The 26,009-nt window shown below is 46.4% G+C and carries 29 protein-coding genes; 26 read left to right on the top strand and 3 right to left on the bottom strand.

What is annotated here, in order from left to right; all coding sequences use genetic code 11:
• Positions 1 to 25: 25 nt before the first annotated feature.
• The 3 genes from ACY8DX_RS19205 to nagA form a co-directional block, all read right to left on the bottom strand.
• A complete protein-coding gene (locus ACY8DX_RS19205; protein WP_049669479.1) occupies positions 26 to 709 on the bottom strand; it encodes an N-acetylmuramoyl-L-alanine amidase in 684 nt (227 codons plus the stop codon).
• Between the two features lie 116 nt (positions 710 to 825).
• The gene (gene nagB / locus ACY8DX_RS19200; protein WP_462406984.1) at positions 826 to 1,554 is read right to left on the bottom strand and encodes a glucosamine-6-phosphate deaminase; all 729 of its coding nucleotides are present in this window, start codon (positions 1,552 to 1,554) and stop codon (positions 826 to 828) included.
• Between the two features lie 14 nt (positions 1,555 to 1,568).
• Positions 1,569 to 2,744, bottom strand: a complete 1,176-nt coding sequence (nagA, locus tag ACY8DX_RS19195) for an N-acetylglucosamine-6-phosphate deacetylase (RefSeq protein WP_049669480.1) — start codon at positions 2,742 to 2,744, stop codon at positions 1,569 to 1,571.
• A gap of 155 nt (positions 2,745 to 2,899) precedes the next feature.
• Here nagA and hprK point away from each other — a divergent pair, with 155 nt between their 5' ends.
• The 26 genes from hprK to ACY8DX_RS19065 all read left to right on the top strand — a co-directional run bounded on the left by hprK (position 2,900) and on the right by ACY8DX_RS19065 (position 25,843).
• Positions 2,900 to 3,829, top strand: a complete 930-nt coding sequence (gene hprK / locus ACY8DX_RS19190; RefSeq protein ID WP_049669481.1) for an HPr(Ser) kinase/phosphatase — start codon at positions 2,900 to 2,902, stop codon at positions 3,827 to 3,829.
• Positions 3,830 to 3,846: 17 nt separating this feature from the next.
• Positions 3,847 to 4,656, top strand: a complete 810-nt coding sequence (gene lgt / locus ACY8DX_RS19185) for a prolipoprotein diacylglyceryl transferase (protein WP_049669482.1) — start codon at positions 3,847 to 3,849, stop codon at positions 4,654 to 4,656.
• 84 nt (positions 4,657 to 4,740) lie between these two features.
• A complete protein-coding gene (locus ACY8DX_RS19180) occupies positions 4,741 to 5,658 on the top strand; it encodes a nucleoside recognition domain-containing protein (protein ID WP_439802510.1) in 918 nt (305 codons plus the stop codon).
• Positions 5,627 to 6,271: a pyrophosphatase PpaX gene (gene ppaX / locus ACY8DX_RS19175; RefSeq protein ID WP_049669483.1), complete on the top strand. Its 645-nt coding sequence runs from the start codon at positions 5,627 to 5,629 to the stop codon at positions 6,269 to 6,271. Before ACY8DX_RS19180 ends, ppaX begins: the two co-directional genes overlap by 32 nt.
• Positions 6,268 to 6,792, top strand: coding sequence for an acyltransferase (locus ACY8DX_RS19170; protein WP_049669484.1), 525 nt, complete (start codon positions 6,268 to 6,270; stop codon positions 6,790 to 6,792). Before ppaX ends, ACY8DX_RS19170 begins: the two co-directional genes overlap by 4 nt.
• A gap of 68 nt (positions 6,793 to 6,860) precedes the next feature.
• A complete protein-coding gene (locus ACY8DX_RS19165; protein WP_462405846.1) occupies positions 6,861 to 7,538 on the top strand; it encodes a response regulator transcription factor in 678 nt (225 codons plus the stop codon).
• A gap of 2 nt (positions 7,539 to 7,540) precedes the next feature.
• Positions 7,541 to 8,893 carry a sensor histidine kinase gene (locus tag ACY8DX_RS19160; RefSeq protein WP_049669485.1) on the top strand — a complete coding sequence of 451 codons (1,353 nt, stop codon included), beginning with the start codon at positions 7,541 to 7,543 and terminating at the stop codon, positions 8,891 to 8,893.
• Positions 8,886 to 9,428: a PepSY domain-containing protein gene (locus tag ACY8DX_RS19155; RefSeq protein ID WP_049669486.1), complete on the top strand. Its 543-nt coding sequence runs from the start codon at positions 8,886 to 8,888 to the stop codon at positions 9,426 to 9,428. The genes ACY8DX_RS19160 and ACY8DX_RS19155 overlap by 8 nt, the downstream gene beginning before the upstream one ends.
• Positions 9,429 to 9,550: 122 nt before the next feature.
• Positions 9,551 to 10,132, top strand: coding sequence for a PepSY domain-containing protein (locus ACY8DX_RS19150; protein WP_053103701.1), 582 nt, complete (start codon positions 9,551 to 9,553; stop codon positions 10,130 to 10,132).
• A gap of 420 nt (positions 10,133 to 10,552) precedes the next feature.
• The gene (locus tag ACY8DX_RS19145; RefSeq protein ID WP_462405845.1) at positions 10,553 to 11,020 is read left to right on the top strand and encodes a DinB family protein; all 468 of its coding nucleotides are present in this window, start codon (positions 10,553 to 10,555) and stop codon (positions 11,018 to 11,020) included.
• Entirely contained in the window at positions 11,017 to 11,328 is a 312-nt protein-coding gene (locus ACY8DX_RS19140; protein ID WP_462405844.1) for a hypothetical protein, read from the top strand. The genes ACY8DX_RS19145 and ACY8DX_RS19140 overlap by 4 nt, the downstream gene beginning before the upstream one ends.
• Positions 11,329 to 11,526: 198 nt before the next feature.
• Complete coding sequence (locus tag ACY8DX_RS19135; RefSeq protein WP_462405843.1) at positions 11,527 to 12,711, top strand: ATP phosphoribosyltransferase regulatory subunit; 1,185 nt, start codon at positions 11,527 to 11,529, stop codon at positions 12,709 to 12,711.
• Entirely contained in the window at positions 12,708 to 13,343 is a 636-nt protein-coding gene (hisG, locus tag ACY8DX_RS19130) for an ATP phosphoribosyltransferase (protein WP_462405842.1), read from the top strand. The genes ACY8DX_RS19135 and hisG overlap by 4 nt, the downstream gene beginning before the upstream one ends.
• A gap of 15 nt (positions 13,344 to 13,358) precedes the next feature.
• Positions 13,359 to 14,636, top strand: coding sequence for a histidinol dehydrogenase (hisD, locus tag ACY8DX_RS19125; RefSeq protein WP_462405841.1), 1,278 nt, complete (start codon positions 13,359 to 13,361; stop codon positions 14,634 to 14,636).
• Positions 14,633 to 15,220, top strand: a complete 588-nt coding sequence (hisB, locus tag ACY8DX_RS19120) for an imidazoleglycerol-phosphate dehydratase HisB (RefSeq protein WP_049669492.1) — start codon at positions 14,633 to 14,635, stop codon at positions 15,218 to 15,220. The genes hisD and hisB overlap by 4 nt, the downstream gene beginning before the upstream one ends.
• A 21-nt stretch (positions 15,221 to 15,241) precedes the next feature.
• Positions 15,242 to 15,883, top strand: a complete 642-nt coding sequence (gene hisH / locus ACY8DX_RS19115; RefSeq protein WP_049669493.1) for an imidazole glycerol phosphate synthase subunit HisH — start codon at positions 15,242 to 15,244, stop codon at positions 15,881 to 15,883.
• A complete protein-coding gene (hisA, locus tag ACY8DX_RS19110; protein ID WP_439802492.1) occupies positions 15,880 to 16,626 on the top strand; it encodes a 1-(5-phosphoribosyl)-5-[(5-phosphoribosylamino)methylideneamino]imidazole-4-carboxamide isomerase in 747 nt (248 codons plus the stop codon). Before hisH ends, hisA begins: the two co-directional genes overlap by 4 nt.
• On the top strand, positions 16,623 to 17,381 hold the full coding sequence (gene hisF, locus ACY8DX_RS19105; RefSeq protein WP_462405840.1) for an imidazole glycerol phosphate synthase subunit HisF: 759 nt from the start codon (positions 16,623 to 16,625) through the stop codon (positions 17,379 to 17,381). Before hisA ends, hisF begins: the two co-directional genes overlap by 4 nt.
• Positions 17,378 to 18,037 (top strand): bifunctional phosphoribosyl-AMP cyclohydrolase/phosphoribosyl-ATP diphosphatase HisIE, encoded by a 660-nt coding sequence (gene hisIE, locus ACY8DX_RS19100; RefSeq protein WP_049669496.1) that lies wholly within the window; start codon positions 17,378 to 17,380, stop codon positions 18,035 to 18,037. The genes hisF and hisIE overlap by 4 nt, the downstream gene beginning before the upstream one ends.
• A 1,321-nt stretch (positions 18,038 to 19,358) precedes the next feature.
• Complete coding sequence (locus tag ACY8DX_RS19095) at positions 19,359 to 20,849, top strand: tetratricopeptide repeat protein (RefSeq protein ID WP_049669501.1); 1,491 nt, start codon at positions 19,359 to 19,361, stop codon at positions 20,847 to 20,849.
• Positions 20,850 to 20,971: 122 nt separating this feature from the next.
• A complete protein-coding gene (gene trxB / locus ACY8DX_RS19090; RefSeq protein ID WP_462405839.1) occupies positions 20,972 to 21,925 on the top strand; it encodes a thioredoxin-disulfide reductase in 954 nt (317 codons plus the stop codon).
• Positions 21,926 to 22,198: 273 nt separating this feature from the next.
• On the top strand, positions 22,199 to 22,663 hold the full coding sequence (locus ACY8DX_RS19085; protein ID WP_049669503.1) for an NUDIX hydrolase: 465 nt from the start codon (positions 22,199 to 22,201) through the stop codon (positions 22,661 to 22,663).
• A gap of 2 nt (positions 22,664 to 22,665) precedes the next feature.
• Positions 22,666 to 23,592 (top strand): RNase adapter RapZ, encoded by a 927-nt coding sequence (rapZ, locus tag ACY8DX_RS19080; RefSeq protein ID WP_049669504.1) that lies wholly within the window; start codon positions 22,666 to 22,668, stop codon positions 23,590 to 23,592.
• Positions 23,567 to 24,559 (top strand): gluconeogenesis factor YvcK family protein, encoded by a 993-nt coding sequence (locus tag ACY8DX_RS19075; RefSeq protein ID WP_049669505.1) that lies wholly within the window; start codon positions 23,567 to 23,569, stop codon positions 24,557 to 24,559. Before rapZ ends, ACY8DX_RS19075 begins: the two co-directional genes overlap by 26 nt.
• 35 nt (positions 24,560 to 24,594) lie before the next feature.
• Positions 24,595 to 25,536 carry a DNA-binding protein WhiA gene (whiA, locus tag ACY8DX_RS19070; protein WP_049669506.1) on the top strand — a complete coding sequence of 314 codons (942 nt, stop codon included), beginning with the start codon at positions 24,595 to 24,597 and terminating at the stop codon, positions 25,534 to 25,536.
• Between the two features lie 52 nt (positions 25,537 to 25,588).
• Complete coding sequence (locus ACY8DX_RS19065) at positions 25,589 to 25,843, top strand: HPr family phosphocarrier protein (RefSeq protein ID WP_049669507.1); 255 nt, start codon at positions 25,589 to 25,591, stop codon at positions 25,841 to 25,843.
• Positions 25,844 to 26,009: the final 166 nt, after the last annotated feature.

Raw genomic sequence — 26,009 nt, 5'->3', positions numbered from 1 at the left:
GCGGGCAAACTGCTTCAGGCCTTTCTTATTGAACGATAAAGGTGTCATATCCGAGCCTTTGGAGCTCTGAGGCAAGCTGTTCTGCTCGATGCTTACTGGAGAAGGCTCCGACCTGCACCTTGTACAGCTTCTGCTTCTGAGTGGCAGCTTGTCTATTCTTCGTGAGACCATAATGGGACACAATTGACTGGGCGATTGACTGGGCGCATTGCGTTCGATAATCCTCCTTCTTGAGCAGCCTGCTTTCAATCTTATGTGTCATGAAACCACATTCGACCAGAACAGCTGTCATTCGCGTTTCCCGAAGTACGTGGAAATTGGCTGTCTTTACTCCTCGATTTTTGCGTCCGGTAGCGGTAATGAGCTTCTCTTGGATCTCTGCGGCTAGGATTTGGGCATCCCTTGGCTTGGATGAGTGTATAAAGGTCTCTATTCCCTCAGCCTCGTGCCAGCCGCCGTTTCCTGCTGCATTAGCATGGATGGATAGGAAGCAATCAGCACCAAGCTCATTGGCTTTTGCTGTCCGTACTTCTAACGGGACATCCTGCTCATCATTATGCGTGAACAGCACCTCTAGATTCGTATAACCTGAAAGAAAATCACGTACATAGAGAGCAACTGCCCGATTAAATTCATATTCCTTCATCCCATCCGGCGTCCGCTTGCCTAGAGTGGAATAACCATGTCCTGCATCAAGAACAATCTTCAAGCTTATAACCCCCTCTTTCTTTTATCCTTACTATATGAGACAAGCCTACAAACGGGACCATAAAAAAGAAAAAAGACAAACCTGAAAAGCTTGGCAGGTTTGTCTAGTGGGTTGTCTTATTTACATAAGGAATAAGCGTCTTTATCAACGATAAGGGTTACATGCGGATGGGATTGAAGGATGGTCGCAGGCAGCTCTTCTGTCATCTCTCCATGAATCATGCCATGGATTGCTTCTGCTTTTGCTTTGCCGGAGGCTAGAAGCAGAATTTCCTTGCTCTTCATGATTGTGCCGATTCCCATGGTGATGGCTTGCGTTGGCACCTCATCAATGGATTCGAAGAAACGGGCATTTGCTTGGCGCGTGCTTTCCTTTAAATCAATGATATGTGTGTCTCCTGTGAAAGGAGTCCCTGGTTCATTGAAGCCGATATGTCCGTTAGATCCAATTCCGAGTATTTGAAGGTCAACTTGTCCAAGTGACTCAATAATTTCCTCGTATCGTTTACATTCCTTTGCATGATCCTCCGTATCTCCGCTTGGGATGTGTGTATGCTCCTTCGGAATCTCAAGGTATTTGAAAAGATGCTCATACATAAAGGTGAAATAACTGTTTTTATCCTCTTGTGGAAGCCCGATGTATTCATCCAGATTGACTGTATGGATATCCTTGTAGCTTGTCCCATTTTGCTGATGGTCTTCGATTAATTCCTTGTATAGCCCAACCGGTGTACTGCCCGTAGCTAACCCGAGAACGGCATTCGGTTTTTCTTGAACCTTCTTAATGAGAATTTCAGCGGCTTTCTTGCTCATTTCATCATAATTTTCTACTACGATAATCTTCATGTTGATTTGTGACATTACTTTGATTCTCCTCTATAGGCAATTTTTCCTCGGCAAATGGTTGCGCGTACCTGGCAGTCTTCATCGAGAATGACGATATCTGCTTCTTTCCCAGCAGCAATGCTGCCCTTCTTGTCATATATATTCAATTGCTTGGCAGGATTGACGGCGGCCATTTGAACGGCATCTCTTAATGAGCAGCCGGTGAATTCCATCATGTTCTTTAAGGCATCATTCATTTTAAGGATGCTTCCTGCAAGGGCTCCGTCAGCCAATCGTGCTTCCTTGCCTTTAACGAACACATCTTGTCCGCCAAGATCATAAGTGCCGTCTGAAAGTCCTTTGGCACGCATCGCATCCGTAATAAGGATGGTTCGGTCCACTCCTTTCAGCTTAAGTGCAAGGTTCACCATTTCAGGGGATACATGGATTCCATCGACGATTATTTCTGCATAAATATCTTCATTCATGAGAGAAGCTCCTGCTGCACCGATATCGCGATGATGCAGGCCGGTCATCTGATTGAATAGATGAGTAGCTTGGCTTAGCCCCTCGGACGCTGCCTCCATTGCCTGCTCATAGGTTGCACCTGTGTGGCCGATGGATGGGATGATATCTGCTGCAGTCAATAGTTCAACCAATTCTTTGCCGCCTGGCTCCTCTGGGGCGAGTGTAACTTGTTTAATGGTGTGTCCGGAGATCTCGGACCATTTCTTGAACAATTCGGGGTCAGGGTTAATGATATATTGAACTGGTTGGGCACCAGCCTTTGAAGGATTGACGAAGGGACCTTCTAAATGAACGCCGATGACGTCGGCTTTTCCAGAAATGTTCTCAGACTTGCTGTATTGTTGAACTGTTTGCAAAGCCTGTTCGATATTTTCAGGAGATTGAGTCATAGTCGTGGCTAAAAAGGATGTCGTACCTTCTTTAGGGAGGGTATTCGCCATGCAGTTGAGGGCATCCGTCGTACCATCCATGACATCGCTTCCACCAGCACCATGAATATGCATATCAATAAACCCGGGAACCACGACTTCGTTTTGCGCAATCGTTAATACCTCATCGGCTTGTTCGGGAGCTTGGTGTGCTGGCCCTATCTCTTTTATGATTTCACCATCAATTAGTATATATCCGTCTTGCAGGATGGAATCTTCAAGATAGATAGTGGCATTCTTGATTAGTATGGTCATTCTCTCAGCTCTCCTTTTATGAATATTTCTATCCTTATCCTACCGTATCCTACGCCAGAAAAACAGAATTAAATCTCTGTTAGTGTATGGTTTAATAGGAAATAATGATAAAATGGAAACACGATTTCCGAATAATGTTCAGGGAGGGAGTTTTTTTGCCCAAAGTAAAAACAGTAGATCTCATTGATGAGTTTAATCTTGAACTGATCAGTGGCGAAGAAGGCATCAATAGACCAATTACAGTAAGTGATTTATCAAGGCCTGGACTTGAAATCGCCGGATATTTTGATTATTACCCGGCTGACCGTATTCAAATCCTCGGTATGACTGAATTGACATTTTTCTCCAGACTCACTCCTGAAGAGCGTTTAAGCCGGATGGAGAGTCTATGCAGTGATATTACACCATGTATTATTGTCACGAGAGGCATTGATATTCCAGAAGAACTAATTCTCGCATCAGAGAAGGTATCCGTCCCAGTTCTTCGCAGTACGACGAAAACAACACGCTTCTCAAGCCGCTTAACGAATTTCCTTGAAAGTAAATTAGCACCGACAACTGCTGTCCATGGAGTGCTTGTTGATATTTATGGCGTTGGCGTTATGATAACAGGAAAAAGCGGTGTAGGTAAAAGTGAAACAGCCCTTGAGCTTGTAAAGAGGGGGCATCGTCTCGTTGCCGATGACTGTGTTGAAATCCGGCAGGAGGACGATGATACCTTAGTCGGAACATCACCTGAATTAATTGAGCATTTGCTTGAAATCAGGGGAGTGGGCATCATCAATGTGATGACCTTATTTGGTGCAGGGGCCGTTCGCAGCCATAAAAAGATTTCACTTGTTATCAATCTTGAGCTTTGGGACCAGCAAAAGAATTATGATAGGCTAGGTCTTGAGGAAGAAAAAGTGCGCATAATCGATACAAATATTACGCGCATGAATATCCCAGTCCGCCCAGGCCGGAATATCGCGGTCATTATTGAGGTGGCTGCTATGAATTTCCGTCTGAAGCGAATGGGTGTGAACACGGCTCAGCAATTCACAGAAAAGCTGAACGAAGCCATTGAACATGATAAACATGAATAAAGAGGTGGACAAACAAAATGGGGACGATTGGGACAATTGATCGGGTAGCGATTCAGATTGGATCTGTATCGATTTACTGGTATGGAGTCATTATTGGTCTTGGTGTCTTTCTCGGGTTGTGGCTTGCGATGCGGGAATCCGAACGCCGAGGACTTGATAAAGATGTTTTTATTGATTTGCTGATTTATGCGGTACCAATATCCATTATCAGTGCAAGGATTTATTATGTTATTTTTGAATGGTCTTATTATAAGGATCACTTAGGCGATATCGTGAAGATATGGAATGGCGGGATTGCCATTCATGGGGCTCTTATTGGAGCTGTCATCACGACAATTGTGTTTGCTAAGATGAAGAATTTATCCTTCTGGAAGCTCGCTGATATTGCTGCTCCATCTATTATTCTTGGACAGGCAATTGGGCGCTGGGGTAATTTCATCAACCAAGAGGCATATGGTAATGAAGTGAGCCGCAGTTTCCTGGAGAATTTATTCCTTCCAGATTTTATCATTAATCAAATGTACATAAATGGAGCCTATCATCATCCAACCTTCCTGTATGAATCTGTGTGGAATATTGTTGGGTTTGCCATTCTGATTGGATTGCGCAGGGTGAATCTCCGCCAAGGCGAGCTCTTCCTGACCTATGTCATTTGGTATTCCATCGGAAGGTTCTTCGTTGAAGGCTTACGTACGGATAGTTTGATGCTGTTTGATACATTGCGCATGGCACAGCTGTTATCCCTGGTGCTTATTTTCACTGGCATCATTTTAATCATTGTTAGACGAAAGCTTGGCCATTCACAGAAGAAATATCTCGATATGTAAGCGATAAGGGGAAAAGGGGGAGGAGTGTTTTTGACGAAAAGTACATGGGTTAAAGGGCTGCAGTCTGGTCTAAAGACAACTTGGATGCTTGGGAAGGTTATCTTCCCGATTACGTTATTTGTCTCTATTTTGCAGTATACGCCTGTCTTGCCGTGGCTGATTGATTTAATCAGCCCGGCGATGGGCTTGATTGGTCTGCCAGGTGATGCGGCTATTCCGCTTGTTCTTGGGAACTTTTTGAACCTGTATGCCGGAATCGGCGGCATTCTGGCCCTTGACTCATTGACGGTGAAGGAAGTGTTCATCATCGCAGTGATGCTGTCCTTTTGTCATAACCTCTTTATAGAAACGAGTGTTGCCTTAAAGGTTGGTGTTAAACTGTGGGTAGTCTTGGCGACTAGGATTGGTCTTGCCCTCATCTCTGCAGTTGTCATCAACCTTGTTTGGCAAGGGGGCAGCGAAGTCATCCAATATGGCGGAGCGGTCGGCGGTGAAGAGACCATCACCGGTATTGGGGCCATTCTATGGAACGGGCTGGCAGCGGCAACAACAGGCACGCTGAAGCTTGCGTTAATCATTATCCCGCTCATGCTGGTGATTCAAATTATGAAGGATTTGAATTGGCTGAAGCTCTTCTCGACCTGGATGAAGCCGGTGACGAAAATGCTTGGCATGAAGGAAAATACATCGATGACACTTGTTGCAGGTCTTGTCATTGGCCTGGCGTACGGGGCAGGTGTCATGCTTGAGGCAGTCCGTGAAGACGGTGTCAGCAGGAAAGATATCACCATCGCCTTTATCTTCCTAGTGGCCTGCCATGCCGTTGTAGAGGATACGGTGATTTTTATCCCGCTCGGAGTTCCGGTCATTCCGCTCCTCATCATCAGGCTTGTAACGGCGATCCTGTTAGCCATGATCATTTCACGAATTTGGGCAAGAGTGGATGCAAAGAAAGGAAAGGTAAACCCTAGTGGACAAGAAAATCACAACCCTATTATTTGATTTAGATGGAACATTAATTGATACAAACGAATTGATCATTGCTTCATTTCTTCATACATTAGAGCATTATTATCCAAATCAATATACTCGTGAGGACGTGTATGAATTCATCGGTCCTTCTCTTCGCGAAACATTTAGCAGATTAGACCTTGAGCGTGCTGAGGAAATGATTGAGCATTACCGCGCGCACAATCATCTCCATCATGATTCGCTTGTCCGAGAGTATGAGGGTGTATTTGATACCATTCAAGAACTAAAGGAACGTAATTATAAAGTCGGCATCGTCACCACGAAGATGCGTAAAGCCGTAGAGCCAGGCTTGGTAAAGGGAAGGCTTGACCAATTCTTTGATGTGATTGTTACTTATGATGATGTCAAGAACACGAAGCCGGACCCAGAGCCGATTGAACTCGCTTTGAAATTGATTGGTTCATCTGCAGAGGAAACGATTATGGTTGGCGACAACAGCCATGACATCCTTGCAGGCAAAAATGCCGGCACGAAAACGGCTGGTGTGGCTTGGACGATTAAAGGAAGAGATTATCTCGAGCAATATGGCCCGGACTATATTCTTGATAATATGCGTGATCTCTTGGCGATTGTGGAAGCATGAGAAGAACAAGGCGCTATCCGTTGAAGGGTGAAGGCAACTCGTTATGGCATATTTATAAGACGGTTTCCTTCTGGAAGGTATTCCGTAATGTCCTTGTGCTTATGATTGCACGCTACACGCCATTTATGCGCCTGAAGAACTGGCTGTACCGTTCCTTTACGGGTATGAAGATTGGCGATCAAACATCCATTGCCTTCATGGTGATGCCGGATATTATGTATCCGGAAATGATTAAGATTGGACGCAACTCGATTATTGGCTACAATTCAACGATTCTCGCTCATGAATATTTGATTAAAGAATACCGGCTTGGAGAGGTTGTGATTGGTGATGAGGTCATGATTGGCGCTAACACAACGATTCTTCCCGGCGTGACGATTGGTGACGGCGCCATCGTCTCAGCCGGAACACTCGTCCATCGTGATGTTCCAGCCGGCGCCTTCGTTGGCGGCAACCCGATGAAGATGATTTATACAGCTGAAGAAATGAAGAAACGACAGGGAGAGGCAGATCCTTTTTAGGGGTTTGTCTCTTTTTGTTTTATACTAAAAGGGAGGAATCCATCCTTTATCTAGAGGTGAACAGACAAATGAAAAACAATATATTGATTATAGAGGACGAGCCCCAGCTCGCCAGGCTTTTACAGCTTGAGCTCCAGTTTGAGGAGTTTGATACGGCTATCGCTCATACAGGTAGGGAAGGCTTGGAAGCCTTTCAGAGAGGGAGCTTTGACCTTGTCCTGCTGGATATTATGCTGCCGGAAATGAACGGCCTCGAGGTGCTGAAATATATCCGGGCTAAATCCTTGGTGCCTGTTATTCTATTAACAGCCAAGAGTGATGTGAAGGATAAGGTGGAAGGACTCAATCTCGGTGCAAATGATTATGTCACAAAACCATTTGAATTTGAAGAATTGCTCGCCCGGATTCGCGTTAACTTGCGCTATCATTCCGCAGCAGCTGCCGTAGCGCCTGTGATCAATGAGTACCGCTATGGCTCTATTCATGTCAATATTGACAGCCATACGGTCACACAGGATGGCAAGGTGGTTGAGCTGACGCCGAGAGAATTTGATTTGCTCGTCCACTTTATGAGGAATACGAATATCGTTCAATCGCGAGAACAGATTCTCGATGCCGTTTGGGGATTTGATTATTACGGAGATACGAATGTAGTGGATGTGTATGTCCGCTATCTTCGTCAAAAATTAGGCAATTCGGTCATTCGGACGGTCAGAAGCGTCGGGTATGTGATGAAGGAGGAATAGGGATGAAATTACAAACAAGAATCAATCTATTATCCACTGTCCTCACACTCTTTATTTTCATAATCAGCTTCACTGGTATTTACTATTTGTACAAATACCTGGCCTATGACACGGAATACCACCGGCTGCAGATGGAGGGGGATGAAATACTAGCAGCCATCAGTGAGCTCGACGGTACGGCGAATATTGATACCCTCCTCCGTTCCTACATTCCGCAGAACGGGATGATTTATATTACGGATGAGGATAACCAGGCCCTTTTGCGCCTTCAGGCAACATCCACTGCAGATAAGATGGATTATGCACTAAAGGAAGGGGAGAAGTATACCGTTTCAGAGTGGGAGGGCGAGCTTGTAATGGCCATTCGCTATCCGATGATCTGGCCAGATCAGTCAGTGGTGAATGTACATCTCGTCCAGCCCCTGCAAGAGGTGTCTGCGAATATGACCATTTTGAAATGGATCTTAATCCTCATCACCCTGCTTGCAATCATTCCCATCTATTTGGCAAGTCAGCTGCTCGTACGGCTGATTGTCCTCCCGATTCAAAGACTGACCAGTACGATGAGGCGGAATATCTCTGATTCCAGATATGACAAGCTGGAGCTCCCGGACAATAAGAAGGGAGAAATTGCTGAGATGACCTATACGTATAATTCGCTTATGGATAAGCTAGAGGACAGCTATAATAAGCAGCAGCAATTCGTCGGAAATGCCTCTCATGAATTGAAAACACCGCTCACAATCATTGAATCCTACGCAAAGCTACTGCAGCGCAGAGGATTTAAGAATGAAGATATTAACCGTGAGGCATTGGAGGCGATTACCTCGCAAACGGGGCAAATGAAGGTGATGATAGAGCAGATGCTAGAACTCGCAAAGGCCAATGAAACGCTGCAGCTGAAATGGGAGTCTGTTACTACAACTGCGCTCCTGACGGAAATTATCGACAGCTTTCAAAAGGCTTATAAGCGGGAGGTTACCCTTCACGGCGAGGAATTCTCCTTCTCGACAGATGTATCCAAGCTAAGGCAGATGATGTTCATCCTCCTTGATAACGCCCGTAAATACAGCGAAGGGAAAATCGATGTCTTCGTTGAAAAGGGCAATGACATCACCATTCAAGTCAGGGATTATGGGCCTGGGATTAAGGAAGAGGATATCCCCCATATTTTTGACCGATTCTACCGCGTGAATAAAGACCGTAATCGCCAAACAGGCGGAACGGGGCTTGGACTGGCTATTGCGAAGGATTTCGCCGGGCTTCTTGGCGGGACGATAACGGTGGAAAGTGTGCTTGGGGAAGGAACGTCCTTTATCATTACCCTGCCAAAGGAGGTAGAAAAGCATGACTAAGAAACGCCTTTGGATCTTGCCTATTTTTCTCCTTATCTGCATTATCCTCTTTGCAGGGTATGCTTATAATCAAATCATCACGAAGACGACCTTTGGAGAAGCAGAAATCAAAAATCGAGTCTCCTCTCTTTATAATGGAGAAGTCCAATCGATGACGAAAAAGAATGATCAATACAAGGTCATCTTCACGAAAAATGACGATGTCTATCAGGTCATCGTCGATGAGATAAACGGTACCTTCGCTGATTTGAAGGTAGTTAAAAAGGGAACTAAGCAAGAGGAACAATCGGAAACAAACGAGGAGGTACCGACAGAGGAAAAGCCTGCTGAACCAGCAGAGATCAAGCGGCTCACAGAGAATCAAGTCAGAGATATCGCGCAATCTAAGTTTAACGGTGAGATAGATGAGATTGAATTTGTCTCAACGGATGACGGCGGTTATTACAATGTCGATATGGAAAATGACGAGGATGAGGCAACCCTGCAAATCCATGCGCTCACTGGGGAAATCATCACCATCACGTATGATGACTGATCTCCTCATGTCATTCTAATCTTTCTTCTCCTTTCTCATGAAACTCTAATCTTTCTCTAATTTACGCTTAATGTGGACGTTCTACAATACAAGTAAGTTAAAGAAATGAAGGAGAGATAATCATGAAGAAATTATTCATCGGACTAACCATTTCAGCAGCGGTATTTGGAGGATTTGCCCTTGCACAATCTATGACAACAGGCTCTGCGGCCAACCAGGAGAAGACAAGCCCGAAGCTGATGACCGAACAGGAAGCAAAGGACATCGCATTGAAGGAAGTAAACGGAACAATCATAGAGGCGGAATATGATCATGACGACAACCGCCCGCATTATGAATTTGAAATCCAAAGCAATAAAGAAGAAGTAAACGTTGAGGTTGATGCCAAGACAGGAAAAGCAACCATTACTGAGCGTGAAACAGTCCAAGCTGCAGCGGTAAAGGAAGAAAAAGCGAATGCTGCCCAAACAAACAAAGCCAATGAAGCTGCAGCCAAGAAAGCGGTCATCACAAAAGCTGAAGCCATCAAGAGTGCGAAAACAGTCGCAAAAGGTACAGTTACAAAAGTGGAATTGGACCATGATGATGATGACCAAACTCAAGTATATGAGCTTGAATTCAAGGACGGAAACGTCGAATATGATGTAGAAGTCGATGCCTATACAGGAAAAATTCTTAAAGTAGAACAAGATTTAGAAGACTAAGCTTTGCAGAGACAGGCGGAGGAACCCGGATGGGTTTCTCCGCTTTTTTTGCTGCTATTCAAATTAGGTGGGGAAAATGGATTCCTCCTGAATAGGCTCTAAAATCAAAAAGGCGTAATTAAGGTATGTATGTTTTTGGGCAAAGTGGGTTCAGATAAATAGATGCGATGCTAAAAAACATGTCAGCTTGTCTGTTTTTTGTCTTCTGGGCATGGACGGAGGTTCTTTATGAATGGAATTTTCCGTATATCTTCGTTTTAAGGGCGAATTACCAAGGTTTAAGAGCGAAACACCCCCATTTAAGGGCGAACGCATCTTTTTATGGGCGAAATCAATCGGGTATGGGCGGAACAGGCGAATGGCTGAAAAGGGGTTTCCAAATAGAATGTCGAAATACATAAAAAGAAGGAGTGAGTACATTTGATTGAAGGTAAGGATACAGTCATCCAGCACTATCGGGATTCCATTAATCAAGCCGCTCAATGGAAGTATATAACGGACAAGAAATGGCGCACACCGATTGCGGAGAGGAAATGGACGATTGGGGAAGTGGCCGGGCATTTTATTCGTTGGGACGATTTCGTGCGAACAAAGCGAATTCCCTTTTTTCAAAAAGGCGGCCCATTCCCGGAGAGCCCGGATGTCCATCAGACGAACCAGGAATCAGCGGCTATCAGCCGACAACGCAGCCAGGAAGAAACGATTGCAGCATTTATAGAAGGCCGCCAAAAATTAATCGCTGCCATTCAACTGCTAGATGACGAAGGGTGGGAGCGGGAATTCCTATTGAAGCATACACCCATCACCTTGGCTGTTTATTTTCAAGGTCAAATCGAGCATGATAAGCATCACTTTAGACAGATTGAATCAGCGAGGCATGAGCGATGAGCAGGCCTGTATTTATTTCTCTCCTCATTCTCATGCTCGTGAATCTTTGGCTCGGAATGGCAGCGCAGGATTTGGCTTATTTTTTTGAGGATTTATTTGGGGTGTTGGATAGACCAGCAATGTATTTGACTATTATCACTGTTATCAGCCTCGCCATCTATGTATTTGTGCCCGGGTTTATGATCATTCAAAAAATACGCGGCCAGTTGCGGGCATCTAATCATGTTTATATCATTATACTTTTGCTGGCAATCGGTCTCGTAGTCAATCTCTGGTCTATTATGGTTCTAGCCATGTGGTGGGGATAACCGATATACATAAGGAGCCTTGTCCTTCTGGGGCAGGGTTTTTATTTTAACTGCTCGCCGAATCATACTAGAATGAAAGAGAGAGTGAGTTCCCTTTTGCTTGACGGTAAGGGGTAAGAAGGGTACACTTTGGATAACTTCATCTTGTTATCACATTAGCGAACTAAAGTATAAAATTATCATAAAGGAATGTTTTGGATGCCAGATATTTTTATGTTTGAGAAACCAATCGGCATGCGTGATACATTGCCGGATTTATTTAGATTAAAAGAATCAGTTCGAAGCCGGATGGCAAAGGAGACGAAGTTATACGGATATCGTTTCTTGGATACCCCGTCTCTTGAATTCTATGAAACGGTCGGACAGGTGTCTGCCATCAAGGACCAGCAGCTGTTCAAGCTTCTTGATAAAGAGGGACACAGCCTTGTGCTTCGTCCGGATATGACCTCCCCAATTGCCAGGGTAGCGTCCTCTCATTTATTGAAGGAGGGCAATCCATTAAGGATGGCCTATAGCGCGAATGTATTCCGTGCACAGGAAAAAGAAGGGGGACGTCTTGCTGAGTTTGAGCAATTCGGTGTTGAAATGATTGGGGACAAAACCTTATCAGCGGATGCGGAGGTGCTCGCCCTTCTGACATCGGTCCTTCAGGCCGCGGGACTCCCGCATTATCATATTACAGTCGGCCATATTGCTTTCGTTCAGGAGATGCTTCTCCATTATGGGGGAAATGAGGAACAGGCAAGTATGATGCGCCGATTCCTATTTGAAAAGAATTATGTCGGGTACCGGGAATATGTGATGGAGCTCGATTTGCCGGAAAACAGCCGCCAAATATTAAAAAAACTTCCTGAACTGAAGGGGAATGCAGAAGTGCTTGATCAGGCACTGGAGATGATGGAGCATGGTGTAGGTACTGCTGCCTTGGATGAGTTGAAGACGCTCGCTTCTATGCTGAAGAAGGCAGGAATAAACGGTCACCTTTCCTATGATCTATCCCTTGTCAGTCATATGGATTATTATACGGGTATTCTATTCGAGGTGCTCGGCAGCCATATTGGCTTCCCGCTTGGAAATGGCGGACGATATAATGAGCTTTACCGAAATTTCGGCCATGATGCACCTGCCACTGGATTTGGCCTGCGGCTCGACCGGATTATTGAAGCGATCGGAGAAATTGATGCGGAGGAACAGCCCTTATGTATTATCTATCATGAAGCCCAGCAGTCAGCAGCGATGGAAAAGGCTGCCGCCTTACGTGCAGAGGGCCATGCAGTTGTGACGCAAAACATTGCCGGGATTGTTGAACTCGATACGTTTACGAAGAATTTCACGAATATTGTGTATATGCTCGATTCCGATGGATGGGAGGCAGGGTCATGAGAGAACCATTAACCGTTGCAATGCCGAAAGGGCGTATTTTTGACGAGGCAGTTGAACTGCTGCGTAGAGCGGATTATCAATTGCCGCCTGAATTCGTGGATACACGCAAATTAATCATTGAGCTGGAGCATGAGCCTCTGCGCTTCATATTATCCAAGCCGATGGATGTGCCAACCTATGTGGAATATGGCGTCGCAGACATCGGCATCGCCGGGAAGGATGTCATGATGGAGGAGGAGCGCGATGTGTATGAGCTGCTTGACTTGCAAATCAGCGCCTGCCATTTGGCTGTTGCCGGCCTGCCGAATACAGAGATGAGCAAGGTCGCACCAAAGATTGCAAGCAAGTATCCAAATATCGCCTCTCAGTATTTCCGCGAGCAGGGAGAGCAGGTTGAGATCATTAAATTGAATGGGTCCATCGAGCTTGCCCCAATGATTGGGCTTGCCGACCGAATCGTCGATATTGTCTCAACCGGCCAGACGCTCCGAGAAAATGGGCTTGTTGAATATGCGACCATCAAGAAGGTGACATCACGTCTCATCGCCAACCCTGTCAGCTATCGTCTGCGCGAACGGGAGATTACCGATATGGTGGCAAGGCTTCGAAACGTACTCAATGTAAAAGCATAAAAGGAGGGCTCATACATGGAAATCAAATCATTGCAAAAGGGACTATCGCTCAAGAGAAGCGTTGACGGCGGAACCGATGGACAACGTGAGGCGGTACGCCAAATTCTCCGCGATGTAGCAGCAGAAGGAGACAAAGCCCTCTATTATTATACGGAAAAATTTGATAAGGCCGCGGTTTCCTCTCTAGCCGTGACAAAGGCAGAAATCGAGGAAGCACTCGATGCGCTTCCAGAAGGGATGCTATCCATTATGGAGGAAGCGGCTGCTAATATCCGCGCCTACCATGAAAAGCAAAAGCAAAATTCCTGGATTGACTTTGCGGCTTCTGGCACGATGCTTGGACAAAAGCGTACGCCGCTTGATTCCGTCGGGATTTATGTCCCAGGCGGTACAGCGGCCTATCCATCCTCTGTCCTTATGAATGCAATTCCTGCACAAGTCGCCGGGGTGGAGCGAATCGTGATGGTATCCCCGCCAGGTGAGGACGGCAGGCTGCCTGCTTCCGTTCTTGCAGCTGCCTCCATTGCTGGTGTGACGGACATCTTCAAGGTTGGCGGAGCACAAGCAATTGGGGCGCTCGCCTATGGGACAGAAACGATTGCAAGGGTCGATAAGATTACCGGTCCGGGCAATATTTATGTCGCTCTTGCCAAGCGTGAGGTATATGGCGATGTCGATATCGATATGATTGCCGGCCCAAGTGAGATTGCGGTACTGGCTGACGGGACGGCAGATGCCCGTTATGTGGCCGCCGATCTCCTATCCCAGGCAGAGCATGATACGCGCGCCTGCAGTGTACTTGTAACAACGAGCCGTGAATTGGCAGAAGAGGTGAAGGCAGAGGTGGAGGCCCAGCTGGAAACCCTGCCAAGGAAAGAAATCGCCTCAGCCGCCTGGGAAGAGTTCGGCGGTATTTATGTAGCTGATACGATGGATGAGGCAGTTGCGGCTATCAATGAATTATCGCCTGAGCACTTGGAAATTCAGACAGAGGACGCGATGAATGTGACGAGTGCCATTAAGCATGCCGGAGCTATCTTCATCGGTTCATACAGCTCAGAGCCTGTCGGTGATTACTTTGCCGGTCCGAACCATGTCCTTCCGACCAATGGGACAGCAAGGTTCTCAAGCCCGCTGAATGTGGATGATTTCCAAAAGAAAACAAGCCTGATTATGTACAGCAAGGAAGATATGGAGCGGAATGCAGCCAAGATTGCGGCTTTTGCCAGATTAGAAGGATTAGAGGCTCATGCACGAGCTGTGGAAGCAAGGCTGGGAGGGAAGAACCAATGACAAGAGAAGCAACTATCGAGAGAAGAACAAATGAAACGAATATAAAATTAGCATTTGGCATAGATGGGGAAGGAAAATCACAGCTTGAAACAGGAGTTCCGTTCTTATCCCATATGCTCGACCTATTCGCCAAGCACGGCCATTTTGACTTAATGGTTGATGCAGACGGGGATGTGGAGGTCGATGGCCACCACACGACAGAGGATATCGGTATTTGTCTTGGGCAGGCTCTCACGAAAGCGCTTGGGGACAAAAAAGGAATCAAACGATACGGCAATGCCTTCGTGCCGATGGATGAAGCGTTGGCCCAAGTCGTCGTTGACTTAAGTAATCGCCCGCATCTTGAATTCCGGGCAGATATTCCGGCACCGATGATTGGCGATTTTGACACAGAGCTCGTCCATGAATTCCTCTGGAAGCTTGCAATTGAGGCAAGAATGAATCTGCACGTTATCGTACATTATGGACGCAACTCCCATCATATTGTGGAGGCCATTTTCAAGGCGCTCGGCCGTGCATTGGACGAAGCGACAATGATTGATCCGAGGGTGAAAGGAATTCCATCCACAAAAGGAATGCTGTAACTGGAAAGGAGGAGGCGTGCATTGATCGGCATTATTGATTACGGTATGGGGAATTTATTCAGCGTGAACAACGCATTAAAGCGGCTTGGAGCCGAAACGGTCATCAGCGGAGACCCGGAAGTGCTCGCTTCCTGTGAAGGGCTTGTCCTGCCTGGAGTCGGAGCCTTCCCTGATGCAATGGCTGCTCTGAGGGAGCAGAAGCTTGATCTCTTTTTGAAAGAATACGTGACAAGCGGGAAGCCGCTTTTAGGAATCTGTCTCGGCATGCAGTTATTATTCGAGAGCAGTGATGAGCACGGCTATTCAACAGGACTCGGATTTTTGAAAGGGCATATTGTGAAATTCGCTGGGATCGACCGGGAAGGACGTTCCTATAAAGTCCCTCATATGGGCTGGAATAAGCTCCATTTCCATCAGGAGCACCCATTGCTTGCTAGGCTGGAAGAGGACTATGTCTATTTTGTCCATTCCTATTATGCGGAGATCGAGAAAACCTCCGAGCTGCTGGCCTCTGCCTCCTATGATGTGGAGGTGCCGGGCATTGTTGGTCTCGGGAATGTGATGGGCATGCAATTTCACCCAGAGAAAAGCGGTCAGATGGGAAAAGCGCTGCTCCAAAATTACATCAAGCTGGTAGAAGAGAAGGAGAGGCTTGTCCAATGATAAAGACATTTACCATCTACCCTGCGATTGATATGAGGGGCGGCCGTTGTGTTCGGCTGCTGCAGGGAGATTATGATCAAGAAACTGTATATGGGGATTCACCGTTTGAAATGGCAAAGTCTTTTGCGAAAATGGGTGCTTCATGGATTCATATGGTCGACCTTGATGGCGCAAAGGAAGGCTCGCTTGTAAATGATGCATCTGTTTTGAAGGCGGCGAAGGAATTAGCGGGAGTCTCCATCCAAATCGGCGGCGGAATCCGCAGTGAGAAGCAAGTGGCGCATTATTTGGAGAATGGTGTCGCCCGCGTGATTTTAGGAAGCGTGGCTGTCCGGGAACCAGCTTTTGCAGAAGAAATGATTCGTAAATACCCCGGGCAAATCGCGATTGGCTTGGATGGCAAGAGCGGGAAGGTCGCAACAGATGGTTGGCTTGAAACGAGTGATTGGAGCGTGCTCGATTTAGGCAAGTATTTTGCCGATAAGGGGGCAGAATGGTTTATCTTTACCGATATTGCCAATGATGGCATGCTGAGTGGACCAAATGTGAGTGCGACGGCTGAATTGGCCCGTATTACCGGTAAAAAGGTGATTGCCTCAGGCGGAATGAGCCGTCTTGAAGATATTGCATCATTGAAGGATCATCAAGCTGACGGGATTGAAGGGGTCATTATCGGCAAAGCCTTGTACGAAAATCGATTCACACTCTCGGAAGCCTTATTGGAAGCGGAGGGAAAAGCATGATAACGAAGCGTATCATTCCCTGCCTGGATGTAAAAGAAGGCCGTGTCGTCAAAGGAATCCAGTTCCTCGGATTGCAGGATGCCGGCGACCCGGTTGAACTAGCGCAAATGTATGATGACCAGGGAGCGGACGAGCTCGTATTCCTCGACATCTCCGCCTCTCATGAGGGACGGAAAACGATGGTGGAGGTTGTGGAAAAGGCAGCCTCTGTCCTAAGCATTCCATTTACAGTTGGCGGCGGGATTAATACGGTTGATGATATGAGGATTATTCTCCGCTCCGGAGCAGATAAAGTATCCGTTAACACGGCAGCTGTTCTGCGTCCTCAGCTAATCGCAGAAGGGGCTGCTTACTTTGGCAATCAATGCATCGTTCTTGCGATTGATGCTAAATACGACCCTGAATTTGGAGGCTTCCGCGTCTATACGCATGGCGGACGTAAGCCGACAGAACTAGATGCGGTCGAATGGGCCAAGCATGCTGTTGCTCTGGGAGCTGGGGAAATCCTTCTCACAAGCATGGATAAGGATGGAGAAAAAAGCGGGTTCCACCTCGAGTTGACACGCACTGTCAGTGAAGCGGTCACCGTACCTGTCATCGCCTCAGGAGGAGCGGGAGGCAAGGAGGACTTTGCCCCAGTCTTCACAGAAGGCAAAGCCGATGCCGCGCTTGCTGCATCGATTTTTCATTACAAAGAAACGAGTGTTCAAGAAGTGAAACGCAGACTGCGAGAACAAGGAGTGCATGTGAGATGAACGAAGTGAAATTTGACGAAAACGGACTCGTACCAGCCATCGTCCAAGATGCAAATACAAAGGAAGTACTGACACTCGCCTACATGAATGAGGATTCTTTGGCGAAAACACTCGAAACAAAGGAAACCTGGTTCTACAGCCGCTCCCGCCAAGAGCTCTGGCATAAAGGGGAAACAAGCGGAAATACTCAAAAGGTACAGGAGATTCTCTATGACTGTGACAAGGATGCCCTCGTTGTCAAAGTCATTCCGAATGGTCCCGCCTGCCATACCGGTACAGTCAGCTGCTTCACAGAAAAGCTGCTCGAAGCAACAGAGACAGAAGCATCTGCGGAGCCGGAAACCGAAGCCAGCTTTTTGAAGGAACTCGAATGTATCATCGCCACACGAGAAATGGAGCGTCCCGAAGGCTCCTACACAACCTATCTATTCGAGGAAGGCGTCGACAAAATCCTGAAAAAAGTCGGTGAAGAAGCAGCGGAAGTCATCATCGCCGCCAAAAACCGCGACCTTAATGAACTGAAATGGGAAGTATCTGATCTCTTCTTCCATGTCCTCGTCCTGCTGCGTGAACAAGGTTTGCCATACTCCGAAATTGAGAAAAACCTGCGCGAACGACATGCAGATAAAAGCCAGAACAAAGACTTTAAAGGCTGATTGCCTTTGGAGTCTTTTTTTTGGATGGAGGAGGGCAGGCTTTGCCTGCTTTTTTATGAGCAGATGTGTGGAGAACCGGGTGATTCCCACCTATGTCCCATGCAAGGTATAGGGAAGGGTGGGGAAAGTGTGGACAAAGTGTGGGAGAAGCCAGGCACCGCCCACCCTAGTCCCAGGCAAGGCATAGGAAGGGTGGGGAAAGTGTGGACAAAGTGTGGGAGAAGCCAGGCAATCCCCACCCTAATCCCATGTAAGACATAGGAAGGGTGGGCAAAGGGTGGACAAAGCATGGGAGAAGCCAGGCACCGCCCACTCTATTCCCAGGCAAGGCACAGGAAGGGTGGGGAAAGGGTGGACAAAGCATGGGAGAAGCCAGGCAATCCCCACCCTAATCCCATGCAAGGCACAGGAAGGGTGGGGAAAGTGTGGACAAAGTGTGGGAGAAGCCAGGCACCGCCCACCCTATTCCCATGCAAGGCATAGAAAGGGTGGGGAAAGGGTGGACAAAGGGTGGGAATCGTCAGAGAAAGCCCATCCTAATCCCATGCAAGGCATAGGAAGGGTGGGGAAAGGGTGGACAAAAGGTGGGAATCGTCAGAGAAAGCCCACCCTAATCCCATGCAAGGCACAGGAAGGGTGGGGAAAGGGTGGACAAAGCATGGGAGAAGCCAGGCAATCCCCACCCTAATCCCATGCAAGACATAGAAAGGGTGGGGAAAGTGTGGACAAAGCATGGGAGAAGCCAGGCAATCCCCACCCTAATCCCATGCAAGGCATAGGAAGGGTGGGGAAAGGGTGGACAAAGCATGGGAGAAGCCAGGCAATCCCCACCCTAATCCCATGCAAGACATAGGAAGGGTGGGGAAAGGGTGGACAAAGCATGGGAGAAGCCAGGCACCGCCCACCCTAGTCCCAGGCAAGGCATAGGAAGGGTGGGGAAAGGGTGGACAAAGCATGGGAGAAGCCAGGCAATCCCCACCCTATTCCCATGCAAGGCATAGGAAGGGTGGGGAAAAGGTGGACAAAAGGTGGGAATCGTCAGAGAAAACCCACCCTATCCCCATGCAAGGTATAGGAAGTGTGGACAAAAGGTGGACAAAGCATGGGAGAAGCCAGGCACCGCCCACCCTAGTCCCAGGCAAGGCATAGGAAGGATGGGCAAAGGGTGGACAAATAACAGCCAAAAACCACCAAAATAACATGCCCCATCTCCCCCGCCGCCCATCACTATTCAATCCCTTCCCCAGCCCGCCTCTCTTTCTATAACTCTCCGAATATGGTATAATTTATGGGTTAAACAATAAGTCTTTTGGAGGACTAGATGGGGAAAAATTCTAATTGGGTAAACAATGCTAAAGTTGTGTCATTTAACCCGACTGGAGAGTTTTATTTTACGAAAGGAATTAAGGCTTTTCAGCGCAGGGATTTATATAAAGCGAAAAAATACATGAATCGTGCGTTTCAGCTGGAGCCGGATGAGCCGATGATTGCTTGTCAGCTTGCGGTGATTTGTACGGAGCTGGGTGAGTATCAGTTTTCGAACCAGCTGCTTTTGAATATATTACAGGATCTTGATCCGTTTATGACAGAGTGCCATTACTTGCTGGCTAATAATTTCGCGCATATGGGCTTGTTTAAGGAGGCTTATAAGCATGCGAATGAGTATTTGGAGCGGGATGAGTTTGGCGAGTTCAGCGAGGATGCTGAGGATTTGCTTGATTTGATTACGTTTGAGACAGATGAAACTGAGGAGACGCTTGAGTATCAGGATGATTTGATGATGCGCCAGGATGAGGCTCGGAAATTGCTGGAGGCGGGTAATTTTGTGAAGGCAGTCGAGAGGCTTGAGGATATGATTGATACGTATCCGGAGTTTTGGTCAGCGTATAATAATCTGGCTCTGGCGTATTTTTATGTTGGAAAGGCTGATGAGGCGTTTGATACGCTGGACCGGGTGCTTGAGAAGAATCCGGGGAATTTGCACGCGCTTTGCAATGGGATGGTTTTTTACCATTATCAGATGCGGGATGAGAAAGTGCGTGAGGTGTATGAGCTGCTTCGGAAGGTGAGGCCGTTTTTGGATGAGCATTTGTTGAAGCTTGGGGCGACGTTTGCGTTGACGGGCTTTTATGAGGAGGCTTATCAGTGGCTTCGTGTGCTGCAGAAGAAGGGCTATGAGGGTGATGGAACCTTTTATTATTGGCTGAGTAAGTCTGCTTATCAGATTGGGAAGGTCGAGACTGCTCGCAAGGCTTGGAAGAAGGTTGAGGTTTTAAGTCCTGATAAGGAGGGGCTTGAGCCGTGGGGCGAGCTGGCAGAGGAGTTCGAGACGAGCTTTGAGGAGCATGCGCCGACGATTTTGAAGAAGCTTGATAGTGATTATCCGGAGGAGCGTCTATTTGGTTTGTTTTTATCGAGCCGCTCGAAGGCGCTGCCGATGATTAAGCACCACCCGATGTATTTGGAGAATGAGAAGTTCCAGCAGGAGGAGCTGCTTTATAAGAAGAGCATTGAGTTTGCTGATCCGACGGTCTTCTTTGGAGGCGAGGTGGCTGAGCTGTTATATGAGCGCCATCGTCCGGTGCGTTTGATTGAGTCAGGGCTTTATTTGCTGTGGTTTTCCGTCTTTGTGGAGGGGAAAGAAAACGGCATGAAGTTCAGGAATGCAAAGGCTTGGGCTGCGGCTATTGAGTATGAGTGGCATAAGCTTCGCGGGGAGAAGATTCCGCAGAAGGAAATCGCTAATCTTCATGGAATATCTGTTTCGACTTTGTCGAAATATGTGAATCAGGTAGCCAGTTTGCTGCAATAAGCATATCGATGGACTCTACTGGTATAGTTTTATACGATTAATATAAGCTAATACATGATAAAATAAACAGCGTAGCTTTCGTATATAAACGGGATACAGAATGATGTGAGGAGTGTGTCATAATGGCTGAAGATAAAATTTATGATGTGGTCATCATTGGTGCAGGGCCTGCTGGAATGACAGCAGCTGTCTATGCTTCACGGGCCAATTTATCAACGTTAATGCTTGAACGGGGAATTCCGGGCGGGCAGATGGCGAATACAGAGGATGTCGAGAACTATCCTGGATATGAGTCCATTCTTGGGCCGGATTTATCCAATAAAATGTTTGAGCATGCGAAGAAATTTGGTGCAGAATATGCATACGGTGAAGTGAAGGAAATCATTGATGGGGAAGAATACAAAACCATTGATGCCGGATCTAAGCAATATAAAACACGTACCATCATTATCTCTACAGGTGCTGAGTATAAGAAAATCGGTGTTCCAGGCGAGAAGGAGCTTGGCGGACGCGGTGTGTCTTATTGCGCAGTTTGTGACGGTGCTTTCTTTAAGAACAAAGAGCTGTTCGTTATCGGAGGCGGGGATTCCGCAGTTGAAGAGGGTGTTTACCTGACTCGCTTCGCCTCTAAAGTAACGATTGTTCATCGTCGTGATGAGCTTCGTGCCCAGAAGATTTTGCAAGATCGTGCATTTGCGAATGAAAAGGTAGATTTTATTTGGAATTCTACCCTTAAATCCATCAATGAAAAGGATGGAAAGGTAGGCAGTGTAACATTGATTTCCACAGTTGATGGAGCTGAAACAGAGCTTCCAGCTGATGGTGTGTTTATCTATATTGGTATGCTTCCACTTACAAAACCATTCCAAAGCCTTGGCATTACAAATGCAAATGGCTATATTGAAACGAATGACCGCATGGAAACGAAGATTCCAGGAATTTTCGCAGCGGGCGATGTTCGCGAAAAACAATTGCGCCAAATCGTAACAGCTACAGGCGATGGCAGTATTGCTGCACAGTCTGCACAGCATTATGTGGAAGAGCTGATGGATAAATTGAAGGAAAAAGCAAAATAAGAAATAATTTACAAATCGTCATCTTTACTTAACGCTGCTGTAATATAAGCGCAACAAAATTGGGGTAGAATTAAAATAGAAATTGACCCCCTTTTATATACTTTTGGCACAGGTTTTAGACCTGTGCCCCTTTTTTGTTTTTGTCGAAAAATATTTCAATTTGGTGAGCGTTTATGTACGTTTTACTCACATTGTTCAGGCGTAGGGAAAATAGTATAATGGGGATAGACCAAATAATTATATGCTTCTGTTGGTAATCATGAGGTGAATGGAATGCAAAGAGTAACCAATTGTTTATATATAAAGGATGACATGGCTTTAATGCTTCAGAAGCCGCGAAGAAATTGGTGGGTTGCCCCCGGCGGTAAGATGGAGACCGGTGAATCCATTCGAGACTCTGTCGTTCGGGAGTATTATGAAGAAACGAATTTACGAATCAGCAATCCCGTATTGAAGGGGATTTTTACAATGGTGATCGTTCGAGGAGAAGAAATCGTGAATGAATGGATGCTTTTCTCTTTCTGTGCGAGAGAAGCTGAAGGACAGGCATTGGTGGAGACAGAGGAAGGCAGGCTCGAGTGGCACGCCCTTTCTGATATTCCGTCTTTGCCAATGGCTGAAGGAGACCGTCATATCATGAATCACCTGATAGAGGGAACGGGCGTGTTGATGGGGACCTTCCGTTATACGGAGGATTCGGAGCTCATCGATTATAAGCTAGAGAGAAACGGGGAGTAGAAATGGAAGATAAGAAAGTGGAGAATGAAATAGTGGACCACCGATTAGTCATTATAACGGGAATGTCCGGAGCAGGTAAGACAGTTGCCATCCAGAGCTTTGAAGATCTTGGCTTCTTCTGTGTGGATAATCTGCCGCCGACACTGCTTCCGAAATTCCTGGAATTAATGGAGGACTCAGGGAAGAAGATGAACAAAGTGGCTGTCGTCATGGACTTGAGAGGCCGGGACTTTTTTGACCACCTATTTAAGGCTCTTGATGATTTGAATGACTCCAAGACTTTTGTTCCAGAGATTTTATTCCTCGATGCAGATGATGATGTGCTTGTCAGAAGATACAAGGAAACAAGAAGGACACATCCGCTTGCTCCATCAGGACTGCCGCTTGAGGGTATTCGTCTTGAGCGGGATTTGCTTGAGGAGTTAAAAGGACGTTCTCAAAGTATTTACAACACCTCTGAATTGAAGCCGCGCGAATTACGGGAGAAGATTTCAAAGGAATTCGCGGTCAACCATCAGGTATCCTTCACAATCAATGTGATGTCCTTCGGGTTTAAGCATGGGCTGCCGATTGATGCCGATCTTGTGTTTGATGTTCGCTTCCTGCCAAATCCATTCTACATTGAGCATATGCGCCCGATGACAGGATTGGACAATGAGGTATCCTCCTATGTCCTGAAATGGAATGAAACACAGAAGTTTATTGAGAAGTGGGTAGATTTGCTTGATTTCATGATTCCGCAGTATAAGCGCGAGGGCAAGGCGCAGCTCGTCATTGCTGTTGGATGTACAGGGGGCCAGCATCGCTCTGTTACCCTTGCTGAATTCCTTGGCAACCGCTACAAGAATGAATATGATACGAGAGTTACGCATCGGGATATCAATAAAAGGAAGGTACACACAGATGACGTCCAAGTTAAGACAACCTAGGATAGCAATCATCGGGGGCGGTACAGGATTACCTGTACTGCTTCGCGGATTGAAGACCTATCCGGTTGATATTACAGCAATTGTTACGGTAGCGGATGATGGAGGCAGTTCAGGCCGTCTTCGCGATGAACTTGATATCCCGGCTCCAGGGGACATTCGGAATGTTCTCGCTGCGATGTCTGAAGTCGAGCCGCTCATTGAGCAAATGTTCCAGCACCGCTTCGATAATGCGGACCATTTGAGCGGGCACGCCCTTGGCAATCTCATCCTTGCTGCGATGACCTCCATTACGGGTGATTTTGTTCATGCAATCCAAGAGATGAGCAAGGTATTAAATGTGAAAGGGCAGGTATTGCCTTCTGCGAATCAAAGTGTCATTTTGCATGCAGAGCTTGATGATGGGGAGGTTGTGACCGGTGAGTCCAAAATTCCGTATTCAGGCAAGCGGATCAAGCGAGTATTTCTCAGCCCGGAAGAGATTGAGCCGCCGGCGGAAACGCTGCAGGCCATCCGCAATGCAGATATGATCTTGATGGGGCCAGGCAGTTTGTATACAAGCATACTCCCTAATCTTGTCGTCCCTTCAATTGCAGAGGAGATTGCAAACTCAAATGCAGCAAAGGTGTACATTTGCAATTTGATGACTCAGGCCGGAGAGACGCTGAACTATACGGCAAGTGACCATTTGAAGGTAATCAATGAGCATCTCGGTTCCCAGTGCGTAGATACAATCCTTGTTAACAAGGAAGAGATTCCTCCTCACTTGAAATTGAAGTATAAAGAGGAGTATGCACAGCCTGTTATTTTTGACATCAATCGGCTGGAGAAGATGGGTGTTCGTGTCATAAAAGAAAATATTGTTTCCATTCATCATAATCGAGTACGCCATGATACAGTCGCAGTCGCATCGATTATATATGATTTAATAAATGAAAGAGATTTGAAAGTCAGTAGTATCAATAGCTAATAAGCATGTCGTAAAAAGATAGAGGTGGAAAAAGGATGTCGTTTGCGTCGGAAACGAAGAAAGAGCTGACGAACTTAGAGGTTAAAGAGTGTTGTGCTCGGGCAGAACTATCCGCGCTGATTCGCATGAACGGATCCTTATCCTTTTCAAACCGCCATCTTGTTGTAGATGTCCAAACCGAAAATGCAGCGATAGCCAGAAGGATTTATACATTGCTGAAGAAGATGTATGATCTTCAGGTTGAACTGCTCGTACGGAAAAAGATGAAACTAAAGAAAAATAACGTATATATTGTCCGTTTCGCCGAGAAAGCAAAGGAAGTATTAACGGACTTAAATATCATTGAAGATGGATTTTCCATGGTGCACAATATTTCGGAAAGCCTCATTGAGAAGAAATGCTGCAAGCGTTCGTACTTGCGTGGAGCATTCCTTGCTGGAGGTTCGGTGAATAATCCGGAAACATCTTCTTATCACCTTGAAATCTCATCTTTATATAAAGAGCATAATGACGCTCTATGTGAATTAATGAATTCATTTGGATTGAAAAGCAAGACGCTGGAGAGGAAAAAGGGGTTCATTACGTATTTGAAGGAAGCAGAGAAAATCTCTGAGTTCCTCAATATTATCGGCGGGCATAATGCCCTATTGAAATTTGAAGATATCCGTATTGTGCGTGATATGAGAAATTCGGTCAATCGCTTAGTGAATTGCGAGACCGCGAACTTGAATAAAACAATTGGTGCGTCGCTGCGCCAAGTTGAGAATATAAGATATATAGAGAGCACGGTCGGACTTGATGTCCTTCCGGATAAATTACGTGAGATTGCCAGACTTCGTGTCGAATATCAGGATGTTACCCTGAAAGAGCTCGGAGATATGGTCTCAGGCGCTAAAATCAGTAAATCAGGCATTAATCATCGACTTCGCAAAATTGATGAAATCGCAGAAAAGTTAAGAGCCGGTGATTCAAAATAAGTAATTAGGCTTCACTAATAAACAGATAACTGTCGATAGGGAGGATTATGTCATGGTTGAAAAACAAGTAACAGTCCATTTAAAAACGGGCCTTCAAGCCCGACCTGCAGCACAGTTTGTACAGAAGGCAAGCAGCTTTTCTTCCGAGATTTACATCATAGAAGGAGATAAGAAAGTTAACGTAAAGAGTATTATGGGCTTAATGAGCCTGGCCATCAGCAGCGGCAGCACCATTACCCTGGCGGCAGATGGCAGTGATGAAGAACAAGCCTTACAATCGCTTGAGGAGTTCTTGAAAAAAGATTAATGGCTGGCTAAGACCGTCTCTGTAAATCCTAATGAAAGGATTTGCGGGGCGGTTTTTTTATGGGCGCAATCACTTGGGGAATGGTTGGATTTCGAGTGGCCAAAGCCTTAGCCCTTGGGATATCCAGCACCCTAAGAACAGGAGTTGACCCTGAAGATTGCCTGCA

The sequence above is a fragment of the Gracilibacillus sp. Marseille-QA3620 genome (assembly GCF_054950035.1).
The sequence above is the reverse complement of the archived record's forward strand: the minus strand, read 5'-3'. Positions and strand labels throughout refer to the sequence as shown.